Source organism: Rhizobium sp. BK176 (assembly GCF_024808055.1).
This window is the reverse complement of sequence record NZ_JANUBV010000017.1, coordinates 52,991-78,718: the sequence shown is the minus strand read 5'-3', so window position 1 is coordinate 78,718 and position 25,728 is coordinate 52,991. Positions and strand designations below refer to the sequence as shown.

Here is a 25,728-nt window from a genome sequence, read left to right as displayed (position 1 = left end):
GAGATCCAGTCGTCGTATCGACGGACCGCGCTTGCCGTCTGACGCTGCGCTTTGCGGCAAATTATCGAATGGCTCTATCGCGCAACCGGCAAATAAAATGCTAGCTTCCGGCAAAAGAAGAATGCCGGAGGATAGGATGGCGAAGAAAACGTTTGGTGACTGGATGGCTCTTGCGGAGAAAGAGCTCAAGGCGCCGCCGGAGTCGCTCGTCTGGAAGACACCAGAAGGGATCGATGTCAAACCGCTTTATACCGAGGGCGATATCGAAAATGCCAAGCACCTCGGGTCCCTTCCCGGATTTGCGCCGTTCACGCGCGGCCCGCGGGCAACAATGTATGCCGGCCGGCCATGGACAATCAGGCAATATGCGGGATTTTCAACCGCGGAAGCCTCCAATGCCTTTTATCGCAAGGCACTTCAATCCGGACAGCAAGGTGTTTCGGTTGCTTTCGACCTTGCGACCCACCGGGGCTATGACAGCGATCATCCGCGCGTTGTCGGCGACGTCGGCAAGGCCGGAGTGGCAATCGACAGCGTCGAGGACATGAAGGTCCTGTTTGATGGCATACCGCTTGACAAGGTCTCGGTGTCGATGACGATGAACGGCGCGGTCATACCTATCCTGGCGAATTTCATCGTGGCCGGAGAGGAACAGGGTGTCTCGAAGGCCGAGCTGTCGGGCACCATCCAGAACGACATCCTCAAGGAGTTCATGGTCCGCAATACCTACATCTATCCACCGGAACCATCGATGCGGATCGTTGCGGACATCATTGAATACACCGCGAAGCAGATGCCGAAGTTCAACTCCATCTCTATCTCGGGCTACCACATGCAGGAAGCTGGGGCGACCCTGGTCCAGGAACTTGCATTCACTTTGGCCGACGGTCGGGAATATGTCCGGGCAGCGATCGCCAAAGGCCTGGATGTTGACGATTTCGCCGGTCGGCTCTCCTTCTTCTTTGCCATTGGAATGAATTTCTTCATGGAGGCGGCAAAGCTGCGCGCCGCACGGCTGCTCTGGACGCGGATCATGGAGGAATTCAAACCCCAGAAAGCCTCCTCGCTGATGTTGCGTACGCATTGCCAGACGTCGGGCGTGTCGCTACAGGAACAGGATCCCTACAATAATATCGTCAGAACCGCATTCGAGGCGATGTCGGCTGTCCTCGGTGGGACCCAGTCGCTCCATACCAATTCCTTCGACGAGGCGATCGCCTTGCCAACCGATTTTTCGGCCCGTATCGCCCGCAATACGCAACTGATCCTCCAGCACGAAACTGGTGTGACCAAGGTCGTCGACCCTCTGGCTGGATCCTACTACGTCGAGACCCTGACGAATGAGCTCGCCGACAAGGCGTGGACGCTGATCGGTGAGGTCGAGGCACTCGGCGGCATGACGAAGGCTGTTAATGAGGGCCTTCCCAAACGTCTCATCGAGGAGGCGGCGACGCGCCGGCAGGCAGCGGTCGACAGGGGCGACGAGGTGATCGTAGGTGTCAATAAATACAGGCTCGATACGGAGGAAGACATCGAGATCCTCGCCATTGACAATGCGGCTGTTCGAACGGCCCAGGTAAAGCGGATCGGTGAAACGAAACGCCGCCGCGACCAGGCAAGGGTCACGGCGGCTCTGGATCAGCTGGGACTGGTTGCGATGAGCGGTCAGGGTAACCTGCTTGAGGCAGCCGTTGAGGCAGCCCGCGCGCGCGCCACAGTTGGCGAGATTTCTGATACCATGCGGCATGTATTCGGCGATCACGCTGCCGAGCCCGAGGTCATCAAGGATGTCTACGGGCAGGCATACCGGGACGAGCCCGAGCTCGAGGTGCTGAAGGATCGCATGGCTGCTGCCGCCAGGGTTCTCGGCCGAGAGCCCAGGATCATGGTCGCAAAGCTCGGGCAGGATGGGCACGACCGTGGGGCCAAGGTCATCGCCTCGGCATTTGGTGACATCGGGTTCGACGTCCTGGCAGGTCCACTTTTTCAAACACCCGAAGAAGCAGCCGATCTTGCTGTTGCAAGCAAGGTTGATATCATTGGCATGTCATCGCTGGCGGCTGGCCACAAGACACTTGCGCCGCAGCTTGTCGAGGCGCTCAAGGCGCGGGGCGGTGGCGACATTATTGTCGTCGTCGGGGGCGTCATCCCGCGGCAGGACTACGCATATCTAATGGAGAACGGTGTTGCCGCTGTCTTTGGACCGGGGACCAATGTCCTCGATGCTGCAAATGAGGTTCTGGATCTTCTGGAGGGCAAGCGGCGCAACCGCTAGTCGACCGTCCCTGCCTGCCGGGTTCGACACCGTGGCCGTTCATACGATCATTCGATCGTCATCGGCGCCCCCTATTCGCGGAGACACGAAAATCGGACTGGGAAAATGAGCGCTCATGAAAATTAATTTCATATAGCCAACTTTTTATGGGATTCGAGTTGACGGGTTCGAATTTTTGTCCCAACCTGACGAAAATAAATTACGCGTTGGGAACGAGATAACAGCATGAAAGTTGGAATTATCGGGCTAGGATTCCGGCTCGGCTACCTTGGCCATGTCTTCACCGCAGTGGATGAAAGCTTCGAGATCGTCGGTTACGTCGACCCCGATCCAGCAGGCCTGCCTGGTCTCGCCGAACAGGGCATTTCCGCAGGAACGGCCTACGCGTCTGCGGAAGAGCTCATCGCCAACGAGACGCTTGACCTTCTGATGATTGGCTCGCCCAATCACATGCATCTCGACCACATCAGGCTGGGCCTGGAGAAAGGTCTGAAGGTTTTCTGCGAAAAGCCAATCGTAACGACGATTGCCGAAAGCATTGAACTGGCACGACTGATGGCGAAGTTTGGTCATGAGCGGCTGATGGTCGGTCTCGTTCTGCGTTACTCTCCGCTGTACAAGGATCTCCGCGCGATCCAGGCGTCAGGCAAGCTTGGGCAAATTGTCTCGATCGAGGCTGCGGAACATATCGAGCCTTACCACGGTGCGTTTTTCATGCGCGACTGGCGCCGCTATGAGCGCTATTCGGGTAGTTTCATGCTGGAGAAATGCTGCCACGACCTCGATCTTTATAACGGTGTCGTCGGCGCGCGTCCCGAGCGTGTTGCAAGCTTTGGCGGTCGTAAGAGCTTCATCCCCGCAAATGACCCCGTGCGCGAAGGTATCAACGACGTCGAACTGTTTCATCGCAAGCCGAGTGGCTGGATGGGGTCCGACAAGGTGTTCGACAGTGACGCCGACATCATCGACTATCAGGTGGCAATCGTCGAATACGCCAACGGCGTTGGAATGAACTTCCACACCAATCTCAACGTTCCAGACCAGTTCCGTCGCTTTGCCATTATGGGATCACGCGGCATGGCCGAGGGCGATTTCGTCCGAGGCTATCTCGATGTTCATGAGCAGCTGACAGGCAAGAAGGTTGTCGAGAACAAATACGTCGCGACAGAGCTTTCGCAGCACTACGGTGCCGACGAGCAGATGGCGGCAGATTTGCTCGACAGCGTGCGTACCGGTACCGAACTTCCAGTTTCGACGCTCAATGCCCTCGAGGCCGGCATCCTGGCCCTATCGATGGACGAGGCAAGGATGAAGAAGGCGGTTATCGATCTGCGCCCGATTTGGGACAGGTTCGACGAAGCCCTGCACGCAAGAGCGGCTTGAGAGGGCGGCAAGATGAGCGTCCAACGCAACGCAGTCATCTTTGCCTGGATCCTTCTCCTTCCGGCAGTCCTCTATGTCGCTGTGATCGTCGCGTATCCCCTGGTCGACACGTTCATCCTCTCCTTCACCGATGCGTCGCTGAAGAAGACGACGAATTGGGTCGGCTGGGTGAACTACAGTAAGATCTTCAACGCTACCTTCGCCGAAGTCATCGTTCGCACCTTCATCTGGACGTTCTTTTCTGTCTCCATCAAGATGATTATCGGTGTCTTCGGGGCGACGATGCTGAATTCCGCGGTCCCCGGCAGGGCGCTCTTCCGCGTGCTGACGATGCCGCCATGGATTGTCCCAATGGCGATCGGCATCTTCATGTGGGGCTGGATGTACAACGGCCAGTTCGGAATGATTTCCGGCATGCTGCAGCGTTTTGGCCTTGTGGACGCGCCGGTCGCGTTTCTCGCACAGGGGTCCACGGCGTTCTGGGCGACGATCATCACCGACGTCTGGATCGGCGTTCCGCTGGTCACGCTTTATATGCTCGCGGCCATGCAGGCGATTCCGCAGGACCTCTACGAGGCTGCCTGGACCGACGGGGCCGGCCGCTTCTATCGCTTTCGGCGCATTACCCTCCCGCTGATCGTCCCTTCGATGATCACCATGTCGATGCTGTCACTGATCGCGACCTTCAATTCCTTCGACATCATCTGGATCCTGACGCGTGGCGGACCGAGCGGCGAAACGACGACGATGATCATCGACACTTATAAAACCGCAATCGGCTCGAACAAATACGGCGAAGGCGCCGCGCGCGCCGTGCTGATCTGCATCTTCCTGTCGATCTTCTGCGTCTGCTATTTCCGCGTGACCAGTCGCCTTACGTCCGGAGACAAGCGATGAAACAGCCACATCTGCTGATCCATCGGTACAAATGGTATGAAATCATCGGCATCTATGCCGGCATCCTCATTTTCCTTACCTTCGTGCTCGCGCCCTTTGTCGAGGGCTTCCTGGTATCGCTTAAGCCGCTCAGTCAGCTCTTTTCATCACCCTATCGCTTCATCCCGGAAAACGGTTCCTTCGAGGCCTATCGGACTATGTGGATTAGCGTGCCGGGCTTTGCGCGCTACATCTTCAATTCCTTCTTCATCTCGACCATCGTCACCGCTGTCGTCCTAGTGCTGGTGATCCCTGCCTCCTACGCGTTCGCGCGGTTTGAATTCAAGGGCGCCGGGCTGCTGCTCGGTGCGTTTCTGGCCGTCAACATGTTTTCGGGCGCAGTACTGCTCATCCCGCTGTTCCGGCTGATGCGCACGCTCGGCCTGCTCAACACCTATTTCGCAATCATGGTTCCGGGTGTTGCCTTCCTGATCCCGTCGGCGATCTGGCTGTTGAGAACCTACATGATGCGCATCCCGCGGGAGTTGGACGAAGCCGCCTTCGTTGACGGTGCCAGCCACTTCTATACGCTCCGCCGCGTCATCCTGCCGATCGCCATGCCCGGCATCATGGTGGTTGCAATCACCACCTTCATCGGCTCTTATGCCCAGCAGTTCATCTTCGCGCTCACCTTCAATTCCAAGACCGAATTTGCGCCGTTACCGGTCGGCCTCTTCGCCTATTTCGGTCGCCAGGAAGTGGTCTGGAATGAACTGATGGCTGCAAGTTTCGTCGGCATCGCGCCGGCCATGATCGTGATTTTCTTTCTTCAACGGTATCTCGTCAGCGGGCTGACCGCGGGCGCGGTGAAACAGTAAGTCAACCACCAGAGAAAAAACGGGAGCTAACAAAGTGACAATTCATTTCAAGACCGGGCTGATGGCCCTTGCCCTGCTCGGTTCTACCGCGCTCGGCGCCATGACCGCGCAGGCCGCTGACAAGGAGATCAGCTGGATCTACTGCGGCGACAAGATCGATCCGATCCACGAAAAATACATCAAGGAATGGGAAGGCAAGAACCCGGGTTGGAAGGTCACGCCCGAGGTCGTCGGATGGGAACAGTGCCAGGACAAGGCCACGACGCTTGCCGCTGCAGGCACGCCGGTCGGAATGGCCTATGTCGGCTCGCGCACACTCAAGGAATTCGCACAGAACGACCTGATCGTTCCGGTCCCGATGACCGACGAGGAAAAGAAGAGCTACTACCCGAATATCGTCGACACGGTCACCTTCGACAACAATCAGTGGGGCGTGCCGGTCGCCTTCTCGACCAAGGCACTCTACTGGAACAAGGACATTTTCAAGCAGGCTGGTCTCGACCCTGAAACCCCGCCGAAGACCTGGGCTGAAGAAATCGCCGACGCCAAGCAGATCAAGGAAAAGACCGGCATCGCAGGCTACGGCCTTCCGGCTAAGACCTTCGACAACACGATGCATCAGTTCATGCATTGGGTTTACACCAACAACGGCAAGGTAATCGACGGCGACAAGATCGTCATCGACAGCCCGGAAGTGCTGGCAGCGCTCCAGGCCTACAAGGACATCACGCCCTACTCCGTCGAAGGCGCGACCGCCTACGAGCAGAACGAGATCCGTGCCATCTTCCTCGACGGCAAGGTCGGCATGATCCAGGCAGGCTCGGGTGCTGCTGCCCGCCTGAAGGACACCAAGATCAACTGGGGCGTGGCACCGCTGCCGCTTGGCCCTTCCGCCAAGGGCGAAGGTACACTGCTCATCACCGACAGCTTGGCCGTCTTCAAGGGGACGGGCGTGGAAGACAAGGCGATCGAATTCGCCAAGTTCATTACCTCGCCGGGCCCCCAGGGAGAATATGAGCTTCAGGGCGGCGCCGGCCTCACGCCTTTGCGTCCGTCGCCGAAGGTCGATGAATTCGTCAAGGCAGATCCGTCCTGGAAGCCGTTTATCGACGGCATCGCCTTCGGTGGTCCCGAGCCGCTCTTTACGGATTACAAGGGCTTCCAGAACTCGATGATCGAAATGGTCCAGTCCGTCGTGACGGGCAAGGCCCAGCCGGCCGATGCCCTCAAGAAGGCTGCTGGCGAGATCGAAGCGTTCAAGTAAGCCTTTGTCGGGATCGCGGGCGCAACAACCGCGATCCCCCTTACAGTATGCATGCTGCAGGCGCGGCAACCGGAGACAGGTTTTGGGACAGCTTCTTCTCAACAATGTTCAGAAGTTCTATGGCGACTTCGAGGTTCTCAAGGGCATTCAGCTCGAGGTGAAGAACGGCGAGTTCGTGGTCTTCGTCGGGCCGTCTGGCTGCGGCAAGTCGACGTTGCTGCGCATGATCGCCGGTCTGGACGCGACCTCCGGCGGCGACATCGTCATCGGCGGGCTCCGAGTGAACGACCTGCCGCCGGTCAAGCGCGGCATTGCAATGGTGTTCCAGTCCTACGCCCTTTATCCGCACATGTCGGTTTTCGAGAACATCGCATTCCCACTGCGCGTGGAAAAGATGGAAGAGGAAAAGCTCAAGGCCAAAGTCGAGCACGCCGCACGCATTCTCCATCTTGACCAGAGGCTGCAGCAGAAGCCGGGGATGCTTTCCGGCGGCCAGCGCCAGCGCGTGGCGATCGGCCGAGCGATCGTGCGCGAACCGAAGATCTTCCTGTTCGACGAGCCGCTTTCTAACCTCGACGCGGCGCTACGCGCCGACATGCGCATCGAGCTTGCCAAGCTGCATCGCCAGCTGAAGGCGACGATGATCTACGTCACCCATGACCAGATCGAGGCGATGACCATGGCAGACCGGATCGTAGTGCTCAACGCCGGGGAGATTGCCCAGACCGGCGCGCCGCTGGAACTCTACCACAAACCGGCGAATATCTTCGTCGCGAGCTTCATCGGCAATCCAAAGATGAACTTCCTGCCGGTTACCTGTAGCGCAGTCAGTGAAGCCGGCGTGGAGATCGATTATCAGGGGCAGAAAGCTACCATCCCAGTGACGCCGCGGCAGGGCGCTGTTGGCAAGACGCTGACGCTGGGCGTGCGCCCCGAGCACATCCAGATTGGATCAGGTGACATCCAGATCAGAGTTGCACCTACGGTCATCGAACGACTTGGCGCACAGACAGTTGCCTATGCATCGCTTGACGGTGAAGGCGAGAATTTCTGCGCGACGCTGCCGGGCGGTGCTGCCGTTCGGCCGGATCAGCCTCTGTTGGCCGGGATTAACGTTGTCGACTGCCATCTGTTCGACGACAAGGGGATATCATTCGAGCGCCATGTCGAACTGACAGATATCGACGTGAATTTGCTCAACCCCACCGCGGCTGCCTGATCAGCCGACCCGGGGAGCGCCGCCCTCAGTACAGGGGATAGAAGAGCCTGTTAGCTGGGTAGGAATAGGCGCCACGGTCGAGGATTCCCAATCTAGACATGCAGTTTCTGAGCGCCGTGACGTGCCAGGGATTGGCTGGATAGGGAGAGCCCCGGTAGTTGGCCTCTGGCTCGCAATAGCGATAAGCCCGCTCAAACCGCGCCAGAAGCACGGGATCCGAATCCATCCGAACGCCATGAAAGCTTTGCCATTCCGCCGGTGCTTCCGCCGCCGAAATCGCCAACAGACTAGCCACTATGCCCAATGCAACGGAGACTCTCATCGACCTGACCTCCCGCGCGCCTAACGCCGCTGAAAAGAAGATGCTTTTCAATCGCGTAACGTCAAGAGGCATATGTCAAAGGAAGGCGAGATTCGTTACCAGACGAGTCCGCGCGCAGCCACGTCCTCGACACGGGTGACGACGCCGTCGCGGTGAAAGACCATCGTGTCGAAAAGATTGGATACAACGCATGTGTGGTTGGGGATGATGCGGATCTTGTCGCCGATCTCCGGACGCCTGTCGCCGCATTTCGATAAGTCGATAACGCCGTGTTCCTCAGACAATCCAGTGATCACCGCCTCGGGGTAACCGACCACAGTTCCGAAGTCGGAGAAGCCAAGCAGGTCGGAGGTTAGTGCCTTTGAACCGGCGTCGATGACGGCACGATCCCCGGTCGGGCGAGACACGACCGTCGCGAGCACGTGCATGGCGCAGTCATCCCAGCTGCAGTGACCGGCGCGAACCATGGCCCGATCGTTGTAGATATAGGTTCCGGCACGATGCTCGGTCGCGGCGCTGACGAGATGTGCCTCAAACAGACTCGGCGTGCCGCCATTGCTGACGATCGGGCAATCAATTCCCTGCTCCTCGAGAAGCGATAGTGCTTCGCCGAGAAATGCCTGTACCGCCTCGGCAGCCCCGGGCTTCGGATAGTTGAGAAGCCCACCGAAAGAGAGGCCGGGGATGCTGTGAATGCGCTTCGCCAAGTCTCTTGCTTCATCGGGCGTCTGGACGCCGCAGCGGCCACCACCGGTATCGCATTCGACCAGCACAGTCAGCGGTTTACGGGATGCGAAATAGGCAGACAGGCCATCGACCGTGGCCGTGCTGTCGGCGACTACCTTCAGGTCGGAGATGCGGTCGTTGAGGGCTGCCAGCTGCTTAAGCTTTTGCGGGCCGAGGATGTTGAAGGTGATCAGGATATCCTGGAAACCAGCCGCTGCGAAGACTTCAGCTTCACTGATCTTTTGACAGTTGATGCCCTTTGCGCCTGCTGCGATCTGCTCGGCTGCGAGCGCCGGGATCTTGTGGGTCTTGATATGCGGCCGGAAGTTCAGCCCGTGCTCGTCCATGTAGGCCTGCGTACGGGCGATGTTCGCCGCCAGGCGATCCTCGTCGATGATTGGCCGTGGCGTCGAGAGATCGGCGACCCTGTCGCCTGGCCTGGCGATGATGGCGAACGGATTTTCCTGCATATGACGCGCTCCGTGTTAGCGGCCGTGGGGATCGGCGACCATCGGCCAGATGTTCTTCGGCGCGCGACGATAGGGCGTCTTGGCCGGATTGTTGGGATAAGGCGTTCCGGCCGAACAGTAAATGATTTCCGCTGCGATCTTGGAGAAGGACGCGTAGAAATGATTGGTCGATTTGATCACCAGGATTTTCTTGGATGTCGGATCGATACCCATAACCGAAAAGAGGCTCGGATCGAAGCTCTGGGCGCGCGTCGAGTTCAGGATGATATCGATGCCGTCGAGTACGATATGCGCCGCATCGCCGAACGGCGCAAAGCTCTCGCCAAAACGCATCTCGGCATTCGCAACGAGCTTTACGACCTTGACGATCCCGTCCACAGGATTGCCGGTGCCGGGGCCAGACTTGGCGCCGAACCGGAGCGGAATTTCGGCGCCCTCGCCTGCTGCCATACAAATCTGCACTGCCATCGGGTCCCAGATCGTGCCTATCGCGACACCCTTGGCGCCTCTTTCGATGAGCTCCTGGAGGAGGACGGTGGCATCGCCTGCAGTGCCGCCGCCGGGGTTGTCCCATACGTCAGCGACGACGACAGGCCACGAGGTTGCTGCCATAGCCTGCGTGACAGCCTCGACCTCGTCGATCTGCGGCATCATGAAAGTGCCACGTTTGGAAAACAGCTCTAGGCCAAGCTCACGTGCAAGGGCCGCACCTTCCTCCGGCTTGTTGTTGGTGACGACAAGTATCTTCGTACCCATCTCGGGCACATCTCCGGCCATGAAGCCGTGAACCACGGAGATCGACAGGATATCAGCGTGGTCCTGCTCGATGTGCATGATCTTGTCGACGAAGGAACGCATCGGGTCGCGCGAGGTGGGATAGACGTCGATCATCCGGCAATCGAACGCGGACATGACGGGGTTCAGGCGCCCTTCCAACGTCTCCACGGCAATCCGCCAGAGATCCTCGGCGCGGTCGACGAAATCAATGTGCGGGAACTCTTTGAAGTAGACCAAGAAGTCTGCCGCCTTTAGGCGCTTGGCGGTGAGGTGGCTGTGCGGATCGAGCTCGGCGCAGACGAGGAGCTCTGGCCCGACGATCTCGCGGACACGCGCCAAAATATCGCCCTCGGTGTCCTCGTAACCGGCGGCGACCATGGCGCCGTGCAGGCCAAGGATAACGGCGTCGACAGGCATGGCGGCTTCTAGCTGCGCGAGCACCTCGTCGCGTAATCCCTCATAGGCGGAGCGGTTCACCAGCCCGGCCGGGTCCGCCCAGGCGGCGGTGCCCTCGATCAGTTCCCATCCCTTCTCCGCGCAAACACGACGCCCCACCGTGATCGGTGCCGAGCAGAGCGTTGGCGTTTCCGGATGTTGGCCGGGAGGCGCATAAAGCGACGCTTCGAAGGCGCGTCGATCGACGCAGATCGGTGAAAACGTGTTGGTCTCGGTTGCGAGCGCCGCCGTGAAAATGCGCAAGGGTTCGGCCTTTGTGTTGATCAGCCCATCGGGTTCGGCAGGTAGCCGGTAAAGCCGCAGATCTTCCAGCGGCCTTCATGCAGGCGGCAGTAATAAAGTGTCTGCCACTGCATGATATCACGCGTGCCATCAGCCTTGCTGAGGCCGCCATCGAACTTCTTGCGCACCAGCGCCATGTCACCCTCGATCTCTATGTCTTCGAGCGTGGTGGTCGTGAAGATGGCCGTGCGGGTGTCTTCGGCAAACGCTTGCGTGGCAAATTCCTCTGCCTGACGCACCCACTCGTCGCGGTAGGTAGACAGCGTCGGAAACGCAAGCCGCCATTTATCGGGGCTGACTTCTTTCCGTCCATCGATGCCGATGAAGCCTTCCTCGACAAAATCGTGCTCGACCATCGACCAGTCGCCAGCAAGGAATGCATCGATGTCGCGAGGGACCAGCATCTCCCAGATCGAATGCCGCGCGACGTCTGAAACGGGAAACGGGTTTTTGAAAGGATCGCGCATTATCTCCCCCGGATTGAAATTCTTTTCATCAATGGCGTTTTTCGCTGGTCAAATTCGGCTTTCTATGGTCACTTGTCAACTTAATACGAAAATAATTTGCAAGGATCGATCGATGTCCATTAAGCGCTATGGCGCGGTTCAAAAGGGTGCCGGTGGCAAGCCCCTGCCCTTCGCGCGGGCCGTTGAAGCCGATGGCTGGCTCTATGTATCTGGCCAGGTCGCCATGGAAAATGGCGAGATCATCGATGGCAATATCGTAGCGCAAACCCACAAGACGATCGAGAACGTCCTGGCGATCCTCAAGGAGGCGGGATACGGCCTGGAGCATGTCGTGCGTTGTGGCGTGTGGCTCGACGATCCCCGCGACTTCTGGACCTTCAATGCAATCTACCAGCAGTACTTCGGTGACCATCCCCCTGCTAGAGCCTGCGTTCAATCGTCGATGATGGTTGACTGCAAGGTCGAAATCGATTGCGTGGCGTATAGGTCGAAGGATCTGTAAACTGCACACTAGCGGGGGACGGGATGGATATTTTCTCAACACTGCAGGAAGAGAAGCCCCGGCTTTCACCCTCCGAAAGCCGTATCGCCGATATCCTTCTCAAGGACTTTGAGTTTGCGGTAAATGCCTCGATCATCGAGCTCGCCGAAAGGGCGGACGTTTCTCCGCCCACCGTCACGCGTTTCTGCCGCCGATTGGGCTGCGAGAGCTTTTCCGATTTCAAGGTTCAGCTTGCCAGGACAGCTTATGTTGGCATGCGCTACTTGAAGCCGGAACCCAAGAGCACCAACCCGGGTGATGTCGCGCAGGACATCATCACGAAGGCACAGAACGCACTGTTCCTGCTTCATCGTTCGCTCGACCTGGCTGCGATCGAGCTTGCCGCCGAGCGGCTCTCACGCGCCGACATGATCTATGCCTTTGGCTCCGGCGGCAACTCGTCGATGATTGCAAGCGAACTTCAGAACCGGCTTTTTCGCTTCGGCCTGCATGTCACGGCGAGCTCGGATCATGGCATGCAGTTGATGATGGCAGCCGCCGCGAAGTCGACAGACGTGTTGATAGGTTCTTCCTTTACGGGACGCAATGCCGAGCTCGTGCGCGCTTTCGCGCTTGCCCGCGAGTCAAGAGTAACCACTATAGCGCTCACCCAAAGCGACAGCCCGGTGGCAAAGGTGGCGGAAATTGTTGTGCCTGTCGACCTGCAGGAAGGTAGCAACATCTTCCGGCCGACGTCGACGCGCATTGCCTATCTGGCGATCGTCGACATTCTTGCCAGCCTGGTCGCCTATGCAATTCAGCCGAAGGCTGCCGTTGCGCTACGCCGCATAAAGCAACAACTCGTTGCCCATCGCGATGGTGACGACCGGCAACTCCTCGGGGATTAACATGCCAAAAAGGGATGCAGAATGACAAGGACGGTAGCGATCGTAACGGGTGCTGCAGGTGATATTGGACGAGCCATCGCCGAGCGCCTTGCAGACGATCACGATGTCATTGTGATCGTCGATATAGATCCCGCAGCCGCCGCCAAGGCCGCGCTCGATCTCGGTCCTGTCGAACGCTTTGTCGCGCACGCCTGCGATGTAACCAGCGAAACAAGCGTCGCCGAAATGGCAAGCCAGGCAGCCTTGCTGGGTTCGGTGCGGACACTCGTCAACAATGCCGGCGCGGCGCGTGCCGTCAGCCTGCATGACACCACACCCGAGATCTGGCGGATGGACAATGCCCTCAATCTCGAGGCTGCGTTCTTGTGTTTCCGGGCTGTCGAACGCCAGCTGGAGGCCTCGAAGGGATCCGTTATCAACATTGCTTCCGTAAATGGCATGAACGTGTTTGGCCACCCCGCTTATAGTGCCGCGAAAGCCGGCCTGCTGCATTTCACCAAGTTGGTTGCCGTCGAATACGGAAAGCTCGGCATTCGTTCAAACGCGGTTGCACCTGGCACTGTCCGCACGAAGGCCTGGGAAGCGCGTGCTGCGGCCAACCCCAATGTCTTCGAAGAGGCGCGACGCTGGTATCCGCTCCAGCGGGTTGTCGATCCAGGTGACGTGGCCAATGCCGTGGCGTTTCTTGCGGGACCACAGGCTGGTGCAATCACGGGCGTCTGCCTGCCCGTCGACTGCGGGCTGACTGCCGGTCAGGCGGAGCTGGCGCGGACGTTCTCGCAGTCCGAACACTATTGATCCCGATACACGTCATGAGAGGAACCTTGATGTCGTTGGCGCCCTATCGCCTGGAGAGTTCGTGGCAGCCTGACGGCGGTCCGAACGGTCGCTTTACGTTTTCGCTCTTCAATCTCTCCGAGGAAACGCTCTTTGGCTTCACGCTGGCCTATACGTCGCTGACGCGCGTCATCGATCCTAAGGCCTGTGAGAATGCAACCTTTTTACGTCGTAACGCGAATTTCCATGAATTCGCCCCACCGGAGGGCCTTCGGGTCGATCCGGGTAAGAGCTGGAATTTCACAGTCAGCGGTCTTCACCGGCCGGCGCGTCATTGCACCGATGGTGCCAAGTCGGCTTATGTCACGCTCCAGGACGGGAAACATATCACAGTCGCCGTATCCGACCTACTTCTGGAGGGCTGCGTCAATGAGCCTCCGCCAATCCTTCTGCCGGAGGGCAAGGTCGCGCTGCCATTTGCATTGCAACCCTGGCCGGCGGACATAGACGCGAAGCCGGGAGAAGATTTCCCCGTTGTTCTCTATCCGGGCGAAGGATCGACGCGCGATGATGTGCTGGCTATCTCGACAGTTCTGTCGCTTCACCGCCGATTGTTCGAGAGTAGTCACGCGCCATTCAGTCTTGCTGCCTCGCCGCAGGGGCGTTCTGTGCAGTTCCTGGTCGATGCAACCATTGCTCCGGAAGGCTACAAGCTCGAATTCTCCGCGACACAGATTGCGTTGTCCTTTTCCGCGAAGGCAGGACGCCAATATGGGTTGACTTCGCTTGCGCAACTCCTCCATGGCGCCCGCACCGACCGGAGAAACTTCCGCTTTCCTGTCTCCGGTACGATTTCAGACAGGCCGCGATACGGTTGGCGGGGCTGCCATCTCGACGTGTCGCGCCAATTCTACCCGACCGCCGACGTCAAGCGGTTGATCGACATCCTTGCCTGGTTGAAGCTCAACATCTTCCACTGGCATCTGACGGACGATGAGGCATGGCGCCTTGAAATCAAGGCCTATCCCCAACTCACGACGACCGGCGCCCTTCGTGGCCCGGATGAACCTCTCCTGCCTCAACTCGGCAACAGCGCAGAGCCTGTCGGTGGCTTCTATTCCCAGGACGATGTCCGCGATATCGTCGCCCATGCGGCGAGATTGAGCGTCGAGATCATCCCGGAGATCGATATTCCCGGCCACAGCACGGCGACACTGACCGCGATACCCGATCTGACTGACGGCCAGGAGGCGCCCGAGAGCTACCATTCGGTGCAGGGCTACCCAAACAATGCTCTCAATCCCGCGGTGCCTCTGACCTATGAATTCCTCGAAACTGTGCTCGACGAGATGGTGGACCTTTTTCCGTCACTGTACCTCCACATTGGCGGTGACGAGGTGGCGAACGGGTCCTGGCTGGCCTCTCCGCTTGCCAGGAAGCTGATGAAGCAGGAAGGGATTTCGGGCACTTTCGCATTGCAGTCCTATTTTCTCAACCGCGTAAAAGAGATGTTGACGGCTCGCGGTCGCAAGCTCGCGGGCTGGAATGAAGTTGCACATGGGGGTGGTGTCGCCCCAGAGGACACATTGCTGATGGCCTGGGAAAATCCGCAGGTCGGCATCGATCTTGCGACCGAGGGCTATGAGGTCGTCATGACGCCGGGGCAGGCCTATTACCTCGACATGGTACAGGCGGAGGCATTTCAGGAGCCGGGCGCAAGCTGGGCCGGAACCGTGCCACCGTCCCATACCTATGCCTATGAGGCGGAGGGTGACTTCCCCGAAGCGCTGAAGGACCGAATGAAGGGTGTACAGGCGTGCATCTGGTCGGAACACTTCCTGTCCCGCGGCTACTTCAACCGGCTCGTCTTTCCGAGGTTGCCGGCGATTGCCGAAGCCGCGTGGACACCGAGGGCCATGAAGGACTGGGAACGCTTCGCTGCGATCGTGCGGCTCAGCCCGGAATTATGAGGCAAGTGATGCGGTTAGCTGTGGGCGGAATCCATACGGAATGCAGTACCTATTCGCCGGTCATGATGACGGCTCAAGATTTCCGCGTGCTGCGCGGCGGGGAACTTATGGTCTCCGACTACTTCGCCTTCCTCGACGCGGATGGCATTGAACACCTGCCGCTCCTGCATGCACGCGCAGTGCCTGGCGGCCCGGTATCGAGGGCGGCATATGAGTTGTTCAAGGCGGAATTTCTAGATCGGCTAAAAACTGCCTTGCCGGTTGACGGCCTCTACCTTGCCATGCATGGCGCCATGAACGTCGAGGGAATGGATGACGCGGAGGGCGACTGGATTGCCGCCGCCCGCTCGGTGGTCGGCGAGGAGTGCGTCGTCGCAGCGAGCTACGACTTGCACGGCAATGTCAGTCAACGGATCATCGACCAGCTCGATATCTTTGCGGCTTATCGCACGGCCCCGCATATCGACGTGCGTGAAACGATGATACGCGCATGGTCCCTCCTCGTAGACGCCCTGAGGTCTGGCCGACGGCCCGGCGTGGCCTGGGCACCGGTACCCGTCCTCTGGCCAGGCGAGCGAACATCGACCGAGGACGAGCCTGCAAGAAGCCTTTACAAATCCCTGCCTGACATTAATAAGCGCGCCGGCATCCTCGATGCCAACCTGATGATCGGTTACGTTTGGGCAGACGAACCACGCGCGACCGCCTGCGCGGTGGTCACTGCCACGGATCGTGCGGCCGCCGAACGCGCCGCGGAAGAGATTGCGCTGTCCTACTGGAATGCACGCGAACACTTCGTCTTCGGGCCGGTGACCGGTCCGCTCGACGCCATGATCGATATCGCGGAAACTGCTGCGACGGTGCCGGTGATCCTTGCCGATTCCGCCGACAATCCAACGGGCGGCGGCGTCGGCGATCGGGCCGATGTTCTCAATGCGCTCATTGCCAGGGGGTTCGACGGAGCCCTGCTTGCGGGCATAACCGACCGACCCGCAGTCGAGGCCTGCTTCGGAGCCGGGAAAGGCTCGAAAATCGAACTCGCCATTGGCGGCACGCTTGATCCTTCCAGCCTGCCGGCTCATGTCGAAGCAGAGGTGGTCTTCCTCGATGACCCCGGCCCGGTCGGCGAACGCCAGGCGGTGGTGCGAACAGGCGGCATTACCGTCGTGCTATCTGCCCGCCGTCGTCCGTATCACAACATAGCCGATTTTACCCGACTGGATCTCGATCCCCAATCCCTGCGTTTGCTTGTCGTCAAATCAGGCTATCTGTCACCTGAGCTGGCGCCGATTGCCAATCCGAACCTGATGGCGCTGACGCAAGGCGTTGTAAACCAGGACATCGAAGGGCTAGACAGCAGGCGACGCATCAGACCGACCTTCCCGTTCGATCGAGACTTTGATTACGCACCGCAGGCGCGCTTGTCGGCGCGCTGGAGAGCATGATCTTTTCGGTCTGGCAGGTTCCGGTCCCGTGCCGAACCTGTTAGACGCGTCCATCCACACTGCATGCTCGGCGTTACTGCCGCACGATATATGTCATGAACCGTTTCCTTCCCGATGTTTTTCGCGACCCGACGATCCGGGTCAGCATGCTTGCGATCTTTGCATTTGGATTTGCCGGTGCATCGACCTCGCCCTATCAATCGGTTATCGGTATTCGTGAATTGGGCATGAGCAATGCTCTCTACTCGGTGCTGATTTTTTCGGCCGCAGCGGTCAACGTCACTGTCAGCATCCTGCTTGGCAACCTGGCGGACAAATTGGGCGAGTACCGGTCGCTGATGGTGACTGTCGCAGTGTTCGGGATCTTCGGCTACGGGGCGATATACCTCTTTCCAGCGCAGGGCACCTTCATCATCTGCGCGCTTCTTTTGCTGCCGGTCTACAACGCGCTTAACTCACTCCTCTTTGCCAACGTGCGTGCCAGCACCAGGGGAATGCCCCGCAATGAAATTGCATCGGTGAATTCAGGTGTTAGGGCGATGATCTCGCTCTCCTGGGTGCTTGTGCCAGGCCTCGTCGGGATCGTCCTGTCACGATCGGCAAGCATGCTGCCGGCCTATCTGTTTGCGAGCCTCGCCTGCATGGTCTGCCTCTGCCTGATTGCCGCCTTCCTGCCCCGCCAGAGCGGAACGGACAACGCGGCCACGCACCACCTGTCATACATTGCAGCGCTCGCAGCGGTCATATCGCCACGTGTCCTCGTGCGGGTGCTGGCCGTCTCACTCATCAGCAGCACCCTGCACGTCAATGCCGCCATCCTGCCCCTGATCGTCACGGGACCTGCCCATGCGACCGTTGGCGACGTCGGTATTCTCGTTGGCATCGTCGCGTTCCTTGAAGTCGTCTTTATCGTCGTGTGGGGCCGTGCCCAACGCATTTTGAGCAGCATCACGGCGCTCGCGCTCGGCACTGTCATCTATGTGGTCTATCTGCTCTTGCTTGGTTTTGCCTCGGCGCCTTGGCATGTCTATGCGCTGACCATCGTCAGCGGCATCGGCGCAGCGGCCCTGATCAGCATTCCGATCACCTATTTGCAGGATCTTATCGCAGATCGACCGGGCCTCGGCAGTGCGTTGATATCGGTCAATATTTTTGTAAGCGCTGGTCTGAGCGCGCTTCTCTTCGCAGTCGGAACCGGTATCGGGGGCTATTCAGGGACGGCCATCATCGGTGCCGTTGCCGGCATGACCGGCCTGGCGCTCCTCCTATGGTTCGACGGACGCGGGATTGGCTGACGATGTCCGGGCTTTCCAAACGGAAAGCGAGCGCCGGAATTGTGCCGGTGTTGCCTGTCTGCTTGCCTTGAAAGCCTTGGCGAGGAGAAGGCTCGGCGAGTCCGGCGTATAGGTGAAATGGCCGCAAAGGAGGTCGACGTCCCACGGGCCGCCGCGGTTTGTCCGCATTGGCAACATTCCATCGGCAGCAATCTGAAATACTCGGGGCGGCTGATCGGATCGTTCCGATTGCACGCTGACAATGCTGTGCGCATCCCCACGGGGAAGCATCCGAAAATCCCCGGAACGCATCGTCACCAGTCGTCCTGCGGCCGTGCGGATGGAACACTGGCGGCCGAGCACGAGATGAAAGTGTACGACGCCAGGCGTGGCATGGTCATGATCGATGACGAATGCGCCCCTCGAGCCTGCACCGCAAATCGAGCAGCAGTTGCAGATCGGCCAGATCAAGCTGGCGGCTAAGAGTGTCCATTGAGACGATCGGTTGTAAACATGAGCTTGCTGGGCATGCAAACGCGCATGAAAAGCGTTCATGGTCCCCCCGGAGCATCGGCGCAACAATGATCATGGAGAGACAAATGATGAAATGGAAGGAATATCGAACCCAGCTTCTCGGCCGGATCGGGGAGCTCCCCAAGCTCGCACCGGATACGATAAAAACGGCTATCAGACGCTGGCCGGGGGCGGGTCGGAAGACCAACCATCTCGATGCCAAACAGCGAGAATTGATCGCCTTGGTCGTTGCAGTCACCCTGAGGTGCGACGGTTGTATCGTGGTTCACACGACAGAGGCAAAGAAGTTCGGTGCAACGGAAGCCGAAATTGCCGAGGCGCTCGGTGTTGCGATCTCTGTAAATACCGGCGCAGCGCTTGTCTATTCTGCACGTGTCGTGGATGCTACTCACGCTGTCACAGAGTGACGGTGCGAGGTCGATCGACGCGAATGGAGCTTTCCATGACTGTGAATTCCAAACTCTCGCAGGCAGGTGATAGGGTCTCGCTCCCGACGCGGTTTCGCCTTCCGCGCGTTCCTGCGGCATTCTTTGGCATCGTTCTCGGTGTCGCGGGTCTTGCCAACAGCTGGCGGGCAGCGGCGGCGATTTGGCCGCTCCCCCCCGAAATCGCTGCCGCACTGAACCTTGTCGCCGTCGCAATCTGGCTGGTGCTGGTAGTCCTCTACACCGCCAAGTGGATCGTGGATCCGCAGGCGGCACGGGATGAGGCGGAGAATGCGGTTCAATGTTGCTTCATCGGCCTGGCTGGAGTTGCGACAATGCTGGTTGCGTTGGCCCTGCTTCCCTATTCTCGTCCCGCCGCCGAACTGATCTTCGGACTAGGAGGTACGTTCACGGTCGTGTTTGCATTATGGCGGACCGGAATTCTGTGGCGCGGCGGGCGTGATCCGGTAGCGACGACGCCGGTTCTCTATCTGCCGACCGTCGCAGGAGCGTTTGTCACGGCGACGGTCGCGGGGGCGATGGGCTATGGCGATTGGGGCCAGCTTGCCTTTGGTGCGGGCTTTTTCTCGTGGCTCGCAATCGAATCTGTCCTCCTCAATCGGTTGCTGACGGCGCCTGTCCTGGCTGAACCGTTTCGTCCGACGCTCGGCATTCAGTTGGCGCCACCGGCGGTCGGCAGCCTCGCTTATCTCAGCGTCACAACGGGTACGCCTGACATGATGGCGCATGCGATGATCGGGTACGCCATCTTGCAGATGCTCCTGCTCCTGAGGATGTTGCCCTGGATCGCCCGGCAGCGGTTTGCAGCATCCTACTGGGCGTTCACCTTCGGGATCACAGCACTGTCGACAGCCGTATCGAGAATGGTTGCGCGTGGCGATACCGGACCGATGCATGTCTTCGCCCCGCTTCTTTTCATTCTGGCAAATATCGTCGTGATCCTTGTCGCAGTCGGGACCATTCTGCTGTTGGCACGGGGAAAACTGTTGCCAACCCAAACCGCACCGACGATGTCTGCCCCTTAATGCAGTTGCGCGCTGCGCAACTGATAGCGGCATCCGCTTCAGGAGTGAGCCTCAACGCGTGTCGTTGCCTGATGCATTCTCCATGGCAGGCATCGAATCGATGTGATCTGCTCGGCAATCGCGGCAAATGGAACTTGGCCGATGTTGTCCCGAATTGCGGGCTGGAAGGGGTCCAACTATTCCGCCTCGGTCCGGGTCAGGACATGAAGCGGCTCAGATAGGCAAAACTCCTTGTTGCGAATTCTGTGGGCTGCCGCGGATTGTCGTGTTCGACTACCAGGGTGCGAGCACCATTCAGGAGGGCTGCGCGCCACAACAATGGCCACACCAGAATGCCTGAGCCGACATCCGACCAACCGTCCTCGTCCTTCCTGGCACCCTCAGGTGCCTGGTCCTTGACGTGGGCCGACGCAAGGATCGGCGCATATCTGTGCAACCATTCCTCTGGAACCACACCTGCACGTGATAGCCAGGCAATGTCTGCCTGCCACGTCAACGGACTTCCCTTGGCAGTATCGAACATGAGTTCAAACCCGTACCGACCACCGAGAAGTCGCGTAAACCCTGCCATCTTGTTGTGATAGCCCAGCGCGATGTGGTCCCGCTTGAACCGTTCGGCCAAGGCGCCCAACTCGCGACCCAAGCGCTGCCAGGCGCTCGCGGTCTCCTGTGAGGCCGGCGGTGCAGGATGCGGAACGTACAGTTCCCCTATTCCGCACACTTCACAGGCTGTGAGGATTGGCCCAGCCTCACGTCGGAGTGTGTCCAGGGTGACATGGGCGGTCGGCGCGCTTAGCCCATGGCGTATGAGGCCTTGCTTCAGCTCGTCTGTATCGCGCAAATGACTTTCCAGCGGCTCCACCGAGCGGAAACCGGCGCGGGCGGCGGCCGAAAGTTGCGCATCGAGCGACCCAAGGCCTCTCATCGAGAAGAGCTGCAGGGACAGGATTGGTCTGGTCATTCAACAGCCTCCGGCCGAACGAAATTTGCCGGATCATCGTTGATGGTCTGCCCAGAGAGCAAGCGCAGTCCATCGAATGCGGCAAGCCATGGCTGGCGAGTCACAGCTTTCGAGTGGGTATTTTCGACGAGATTGGGTTGACGCACAAGCTGCTGGAGACCGTCTAATGCCTTGCCTGGTGGCGAGAGAATTGCTCCGTTCATTGACCGCGAAGCCGCCCGGAACAACCTTGGTGAGAGTGTAGGAGAAGAAAAGTCCCGCGGCATTGCCGCGGGACTTCATATGGCCGTGACCGGGAGAGAGATGGTCAGGCGGCCTGAACCTTGCGGCCGGTGCGTGCCCACGCCGGCAGCCAGTCGCCATGGGCGGCGAGCAGATCGTCCACCATTGACCAGATCTGATCAAGATCGAGTTCGGCCGCGGTGTGCGGGTCCATCATGGCGGCGTGATAGATGTGCTCGCGGTTTTCCGTCATCATGGCCTGGACGGTCAGCTCCTGAACGTTGATGTTGGTGCGCATGAGGGCCGTGAGCTGCGGTGGCAGATCGCCGATAAACGTCGGCTGGATGCCGGATGCGTCGACGAGGCATGGCACTTCAGCGGCGCAATTGTTTGGAAGCGACGTGATGCATCCATTGTTACGAACGTTGCCGTAGATGACCGAGGGTTCGCCGGTCCAAACCGAGTTGATGATCGAAGAGGCGTATTCTTTCGACTGCTTGACCTCGATCTTGTCAGCCGAGCGATAGGCCTCCGCCTGTCCCTTCCAGCGCTCGATCTGTTCGATGCAACGCTTCGGATATTCGTCGAGCGGAATGCCGAACTTCTCGATCAGATCCTCGCGGCCTTCCTTGATGAAGTAGGGAGTGTATTCGGCGAAGTGCTCCGAGCTCTCGGTGACGAAGTAGCCGAGCCGCGTCAGCATTTCATACCGGACCTTGTTCGGGCAGCGAGGATTCCAGCCCGGCTTCGGAGCGCGGCCCTCGCGATAGGCGCGCATGAGATCCGGATAGAGGTTCTTGTAGGATCCGTCGGGCAGGCGATGTTCAAGCTTCAGATAGAAAGCCATGTGATTGATACCGGCCGAGCGGTAGCGGATCTCCTCGTAGGGGATGTCGAGATCGTGTGCCAGTTCCATGGCTGTGCCCTGCACCGAATGGCAGAGGCCGACCTGCTTGATGGTTGGATACTTCTCCGCGATCGCCCAAGTATTGATTGCCATCGGGTTGACATACTGAAGCATGATCGCTTCAGGGCAGACGGCAAGCATGTCCTCGCAGATCTTCCAGAGGTGCGGGACGGTGCGAAGGCCACGCATGATCCCGCCGACTCCGAGCGTGTCGGCAATCGTCTGACGCAAACCATACTTCTTCGGGACCTCGAAGTCGGTGACCGTGCAGGGCTCATACCCGCCGATCTGGAAGGCGACGACCACGAAGTCGGCTCCATCAAGTGCCTTGCGCTGGTCCGAATAGGTCTCGGCTTTGGCCTTGACGCCGAGCGTCGAGATCAGCTTGTTGACGACGATGGCGCTTTCTTCCAAGCGCTGCGGGTTGATATCCATCAGGGCGATCGTGGCGCCCGACAAGGCTGGGCGTTGCAGCACATCACCGATGATGTTCTTCATGAAAACAGTGGAGCCAGCTCCGATAAACGTGATCTTGGGATTTCTTGCCATTATAACCTCCGGCATGTGCAATCAGGCTACCTCGAAAGCGGCTTTGACGAGCCGTTCCGTGTAGGCGGTCTTGGGATTGGTGAGAACTTCGTTGACGGGCCCCTCCTCCATGATCTTGCCATGCTGCATGACAATCACACGGTGGCAGAGGGCACGCACGACCTTGAGATCGTGCGAAATAAAGAGATAGCTGAGGCCGCGTTCGTCCTGCAGCTTGCGCAGCAGCTCAATGATCTGGGCCTGGACCGACAGGTCGAGGGCAGACGTTGGTTCGTCGAGCAGGATGAATTCGGGTTCGAGCGCGATGGCGCGGGCAATTGCGATACGCTGGCGCTGACCACCGGAAAACTCGTGCGGGAAACGCGACAGGATATTGCCTGGCATGCCAGCTGCAATCAGCGCCTCGCGGACGCGGTCGAGCCGTTCGGCTCTTGTTGCTCCGAGCTTGTTGACAACGAGCCCCTCCTCGATGATCTGGCCGATCGTCATGCGCGGATTGAGCGAGGAGAACGGGTCCTGGAACACGACCTGCATGCGCGAGCGCAGCGGCCGCATCTCGGCACGCGATTTTCCGTGGATTGGCTGGCGATCGAAATAAATCTCGCCTCCATCGGTGTCGTTCAGCCGAAGCAGCGCCTGTCCGAATGTGGTCTTGCCGGAGCCGGACTCCCCGACGAGGCCGAGCGTCTCGTGGCGGCGAAGTGTCAGGCTGAGGCTGTCGACGGCGACGAGCTCCTTCAGTTGCGGTTTGAAGAAGCTGCCATGCCGCATCATGAAGGACACGCGTACGCCCTTGGCATCGAGGATGACGTCGGACCCCTCGGGCAGCGGGTTGGCCTGCCCCCGCGGCTCAGAGCCTAGCAGGTGCTTGGTATAGACATGCTGCGGATTGGCAAAAAGCTTCTCGGTCGTGTTGTGCTCACGCATCTCGCCATGCTGCATGACGTAGACGTAGTCGGAGAACTGCCGCACGACCGTGAGATCGTGGGTGATCAGGATCACCGCCATCCGCATTTCCGTCTGCAGGTTGCGGATCAGGTTGAGGATCTGCGCCTGGACGGTGACGTCGAGCGCCGTCGTCGGTTCGTCAGCAATCAGCACGTCGGGGTCGTTGGAGAGCGCCATGGCGATCATCACGCGTTGGCGTTGGCCGCCGGAGAGCTGGTGCGGATACTGCTTGAGCCGTGCTTCTGGATCGGGGATCTGAACATGCTTCAGCAGCTCCAGCGCGCGGGCTTCCGCCTGCTTCCTGCTCATCTTGCGATGCACCCGGATGGCCTCTACGATCTGGCTCCCGATCGTATAGATCGGATTCAGCGAGCTCATCGGCTCCTGAAAGATCATCGAAATCCGGTCGCCACGCAGTTTGCGGCGCTGGCGCTCGGAGAACTTCAGGATATTGGCGCCGTCATATTTGACGGTCGACTTCGGTGCGACCACAGCACGCTTCGACAGAAGTCCCATGACGGTTCTGGCTGTCACCGATTTTCCCGAGCCGGATTCACCGACGATCGCGATGGTCTCCCCGCGGTAGAGTTGGAAGGAAATATCTTTCACCGCCTCCACGGTGCCTTGCTCGACCTTGAAGTTCACGCCGATGTTGCGGGCGTCGATGACGGGGCTCTCCTTGTGCGCTTCGTGATCGAAACGGACGGATGGGGCGAAGGAGTTGACGAGTGCAAGTGCCATGTTCTTCACCTCAATAAGGATCGACTGCGTCACGCAGGCCGTCGCCCAGCGCGTTGAAAGCGAAGACGGTGACGAGCACGAAGCCGACGGGCGCCAGAATCCACGGATAGGTGCCAATCACCGAGTAATTGGCGGTGTCCTGCAGCATCAGGCCCCAAGAGATCAGCGGCGGCTTCACGGCAAAGCCGAGGAAGCCGAGGAAGGATTCAAGCAGCACAACGCTCGGGATATGCAGCGTCACGGCAACGATGACGTGGCTCATCACGTTCGGGAAGATATGCTGGAAGATGATACGCCGGTCGGTAGCGCCGACGGCCATCGCTGCCCGGACATAGTCGATGCGTGCGAGCGCCAGCGTCTTGCCGCGCACCTCGCGCGACATCTGTGCCCAGCCGAGGGCCGACATGACGACGATGACGAATGCAAGGAAGACATTGGTTGGCGCGGTCACCGGGATCAGCGAGGTCAGTGCTAGGTAGAGCGGGAGCTGCGGAAAGGCGAGAACCACTTCCACGAAGCGTTGCACCCAGGTATCGAACGCGCCGCCGAAATAGCCGGACACCATGCCAACCGTCGTGCCGATCATGGTCACGATGAAGACCACGGTGAGCGCGATCGTCAGCGAAATCCGCGAGCCGATAATGGCGCGCGAAAGGATGTCGCGGCCGAACTTGTCGGTGCCGAGAAAATGCACCGGCTGGCCATCGATCGACCCGAAGAAGTGTCGGTTTGCCGGAATGAGCCCGAGGAGATTGTATTCCGCGCCCGGTACAAAGAAGCCGAGCAGGCGCGGATTGTCATAGTCCGGGCCGACGATTGGCTGGAAGGTGACGGGATCGAGCTCCTCGGATTCGCCGAGTGCATAGACGCGGGGCGAATAGGTGAAGTTGCCGTCCTTGTCGTGGAAGCTGATCATCTGCGGTGGCGCGAAGCCGACGTCCGTCGCCTTGGGGTCCATCGGTGCGAAGAAATCAGCAAAGACGGCCATGAAAAGCAGGAGACCAACGAGTATCAGCCCCATCATGCCGGTCCATGAGCGCCTCAGGCGACGCCAGACAAGCGACAGATAGCTTTCGTTGCCGTACGGTGCGTTCTTGATGGTTTCTTCGTGGGGCGGTGGGGGAGCAGAATCAAAGGCGAGCATA

The 25,728-nt window shown here is 59.3% G+C and carries 23 protein-coding genes; 14 read left to right on the top strand and 9 right to left on the bottom strand.

Annotated features, from left to right (window positions below):
* Positions 1–136 precede the first annotated feature (136 nt).
* From scpA to FHT76_RS31990, 6 genes are all read left to right on the top strand, one after another.
* Positions 137–2,275, top strand: a complete 2,139-nt coding sequence (gene scpA, locus FHT76_RS32015; RefSeq protein ID WP_183757088.1) for a methylmalonyl-CoA mutase — start codon at positions 137–139, stop codon at positions 2,273–2,275.
* Positions 2,276–2,500: 225 nt separating this feature from the next.
* Positions 2,501–3,658 (top strand): Gfo/Idh/MocA family protein, encoded by a 1,158-nt coding sequence (locus FHT76_RS32010; protein ID WP_183757089.1) that lies wholly within the window; start codon positions 2,501–2,503, stop codon positions 3,656–3,658.
* Positions 3,659–3,670: 12 nt separating this feature from the next.
* On the top strand, positions 3,671–4,555 hold the full coding sequence (locus tag FHT76_RS32005) for a carbohydrate ABC transporter permease (protein ID WP_183757090.1): 885 nt from the start codon (positions 3,671–3,673) through the stop codon (positions 4,553–4,555).
* Positions 4,552–5,412, top strand: coding sequence for a carbohydrate ABC transporter permease (locus tag FHT76_RS32000; RefSeq protein ID WP_183757091.1), 861 nt, complete (start codon positions 4,552–4,554; stop codon positions 5,410–5,412). Before FHT76_RS32005 ends, FHT76_RS32000 begins: the two co-directional genes overlap by 4 nt.
* A 61-nt stretch (positions 5,413–5,473) precedes the next feature.
* Positions 5,474–6,676 (top strand): ABC transporter substrate-binding protein, encoded by a 1,203-nt coding sequence (locus tag FHT76_RS31995; RefSeq protein WP_210281002.1) that lies wholly within the window; start codon positions 5,474–5,476, stop codon positions 6,674–6,676.
* Between the two features lie 82 nt (positions 6,677–6,758).
* A complete protein-coding gene (locus FHT76_RS31990) occupies positions 6,759–7,895 on the top strand; it encodes an ABC transporter ATP-binding protein (protein ID WP_183757092.1) in 1,137 nt (378 codons plus the stop codon).
* 25 nt (positions 7,896–7,920) lie between these two features.
* Here the strand turns inward: FHT76_RS31990 and FHT76_RS31985 are convergent, their stop codons facing one another.
* From FHT76_RS31985 to FHT76_RS31970, 4 genes are all read right to left on the bottom strand, one after another.
* Complete coding sequence (locus tag FHT76_RS31985) at positions 7,921–8,217, bottom strand: hypothetical protein (protein WP_246712675.1); 297 nt, start codon at positions 8,215–8,217, stop codon at positions 7,921–7,923.
* Between the two features lie 95 nt (positions 8,218–8,312).
* Positions 8,313–9,413: a D-TA family PLP-dependent enzyme gene (locus FHT76_RS31980; protein WP_183757093.1), complete on the bottom strand. Its 1,101-nt coding sequence runs from the start codon at positions 9,411–9,413 to the stop codon at positions 8,313–8,315.
* A gap of 15 nt (positions 9,414–9,428) precedes the next feature.
* Positions 9,429–10,889, bottom strand: a complete 1,461-nt coding sequence (locus FHT76_RS31975) for a M81 family metallopeptidase (RefSeq protein WP_183757094.1) — start codon at positions 10,887–10,889, stop codon at positions 9,429–9,431.
* A 20-nt stretch (positions 10,890–10,909) separates the two neighbouring features.
* Entirely contained in the window at positions 10,910–11,395 is a 486-nt protein-coding gene (locus FHT76_RS31970; RefSeq protein WP_183757095.1) for a hypothetical protein, read from the bottom strand.
* A gap of 112 nt (positions 11,396–11,507) precedes the next feature.
* Here FHT76_RS31970 and FHT76_RS31965 point away from each other — a divergent pair, with 112 nt between their 5' ends.
* From FHT76_RS31965 to FHT76_RS31940, 6 genes are all read left to right on the top strand, one after another.
* Positions 11,508–11,897, top strand: coding sequence for a RidA family protein (locus FHT76_RS31965; protein ID WP_183757096.1), 390 nt, complete (start codon positions 11,508–11,510; stop codon positions 11,895–11,897).
* Between the two features lie 23 nt (positions 11,898–11,920).
* Positions 11,921–12,784, top strand: a complete 864-nt coding sequence (locus FHT76_RS31960) for a MurR/RpiR family transcriptional regulator (protein ID WP_183757097.1) — start codon at positions 11,921–11,923, stop codon at positions 12,782–12,784.
* Between the two features lie 21 nt (positions 12,785–12,805).
* Complete coding sequence (locus tag FHT76_RS31955; RefSeq protein WP_183757098.1) at positions 12,806–13,582, top strand: SDR family oxidoreductase; 777 nt, start codon at positions 12,806–12,808, stop codon at positions 13,580–13,582.
* Positions 13,583–13,611: 29 nt separating this feature from the next.
* A complete protein-coding gene (locus tag FHT76_RS31950; RefSeq protein WP_183757099.1) occupies positions 13,612–15,531 on the top strand; it encodes a beta-N-acetylhexosaminidase in 1,920 nt (639 codons plus the stop codon).
* An 8-nt stretch (positions 15,532–15,539) separates the two neighbouring features.
* The gene (locus tag FHT76_RS31945) at positions 15,540–16,976 is read left to right on the top strand and encodes a M81 family metallopeptidase (protein ID WP_183757100.1); all 1,437 of its coding nucleotides are present in this window, start codon (positions 15,540–15,542) and stop codon (positions 16,974–16,976) included.
* A gap of 95 nt (positions 16,977–17,071) precedes the next feature.
* Complete coding sequence (locus tag FHT76_RS31940) at positions 17,072–18,271, top strand: MFS transporter (protein WP_183757101.1); 1,200 nt, start codon at positions 17,072–17,074, stop codon at positions 18,269–18,271.
* Here the strand turns inward: FHT76_RS31940 and FHT76_RS41490 are convergent.
* The gene (locus FHT76_RS41490) at positions 18,242–18,658 is read right to left on the bottom strand and encodes a cupin domain-containing protein (protein ID WP_405049524.1); all 417 of its coding nucleotides are present in this window, start codon (positions 18,656–18,658) and stop codon (positions 18,242–18,244) included. The genes FHT76_RS31940 and FHT76_RS41490 overlap by 30 nt on opposite strands.
* Positions 18,659–18,849: 191 nt before the next feature.
* Between FHT76_RS41490 and FHT76_RS31935 the strand changes: the two genes are divergently transcribed.
* Both FHT76_RS31935 and tehA read left to right on the top strand, forming a co-directional pair.
* The gene (locus FHT76_RS31935) at positions 18,850–19,191 is read left to right on the top strand and encodes a carboxymuconolactone decarboxylase family protein (protein ID WP_183757103.1); all 342 of its coding nucleotides are present in this window, start codon (positions 18,850–18,852) and stop codon (positions 19,189–19,191) included.
* Between the two features lie 35 nt (positions 19,192–19,226).
* The gene (gene tehA, locus FHT76_RS31930) at positions 19,227–20,255 is read left to right on the top strand and encodes a dicarboxylate transporter/tellurite-resistance protein TehA (protein ID WP_183757104.1); all 1,029 of its coding nucleotides are present in this window, start codon (positions 19,227–19,229) and stop codon (positions 20,253–20,255) included.
* A gap of 196 nt (positions 20,256–20,451) precedes the next feature.
* Here tehA and FHT76_RS31925 read toward each other — a convergent pair whose 3' ends face one another.
* The 4 genes from FHT76_RS31925 to FHT76_RS31910 all read right to left on the bottom strand — a co-directional run bounded on the left by FHT76_RS31925 (position 20,452) and on the right by FHT76_RS31910 (position 25,727).
* Positions 20,452–21,216, bottom strand: coding sequence for a sugar phosphate isomerase/epimerase (locus FHT76_RS31925; protein ID WP_183757105.1), 765 nt, complete (start codon positions 21,214–21,216; stop codon positions 20,452–20,454).
* A gap of 307 nt (positions 21,217–21,523) precedes the next feature.
* Positions 21,524–22,894, bottom strand: coding sequence for an alpha-glucosidase/alpha-galactosidase (locus FHT76_RS31920; RefSeq protein ID WP_183757106.1), 1,371 nt, complete (start codon positions 22,892–22,894; stop codon positions 21,524–21,526).
* A 21-nt stretch (positions 22,895–22,915) separates the two neighbouring features.
* Positions 22,916–24,583, bottom strand: a complete 1,668-nt coding sequence (locus FHT76_RS31915) for an ABC transporter ATP-binding protein (RefSeq protein WP_183757162.1) — start codon at positions 24,581–24,583, stop codon at positions 22,916–22,918.
* Positions 24,584–24,593: 10 nt separating this feature from the next.
* Positions 24,594–25,727 carry an ABC transporter permease gene (locus FHT76_RS31910; RefSeq protein ID WP_183757107.1) on the bottom strand — a complete coding sequence of 378 codons (1,134 nt, stop codon included), beginning with the start codon at positions 25,725–25,727 and terminating at the stop codon, positions 24,594–24,596.
* Position 25,728 lies beyond the last annotated feature (1 nt).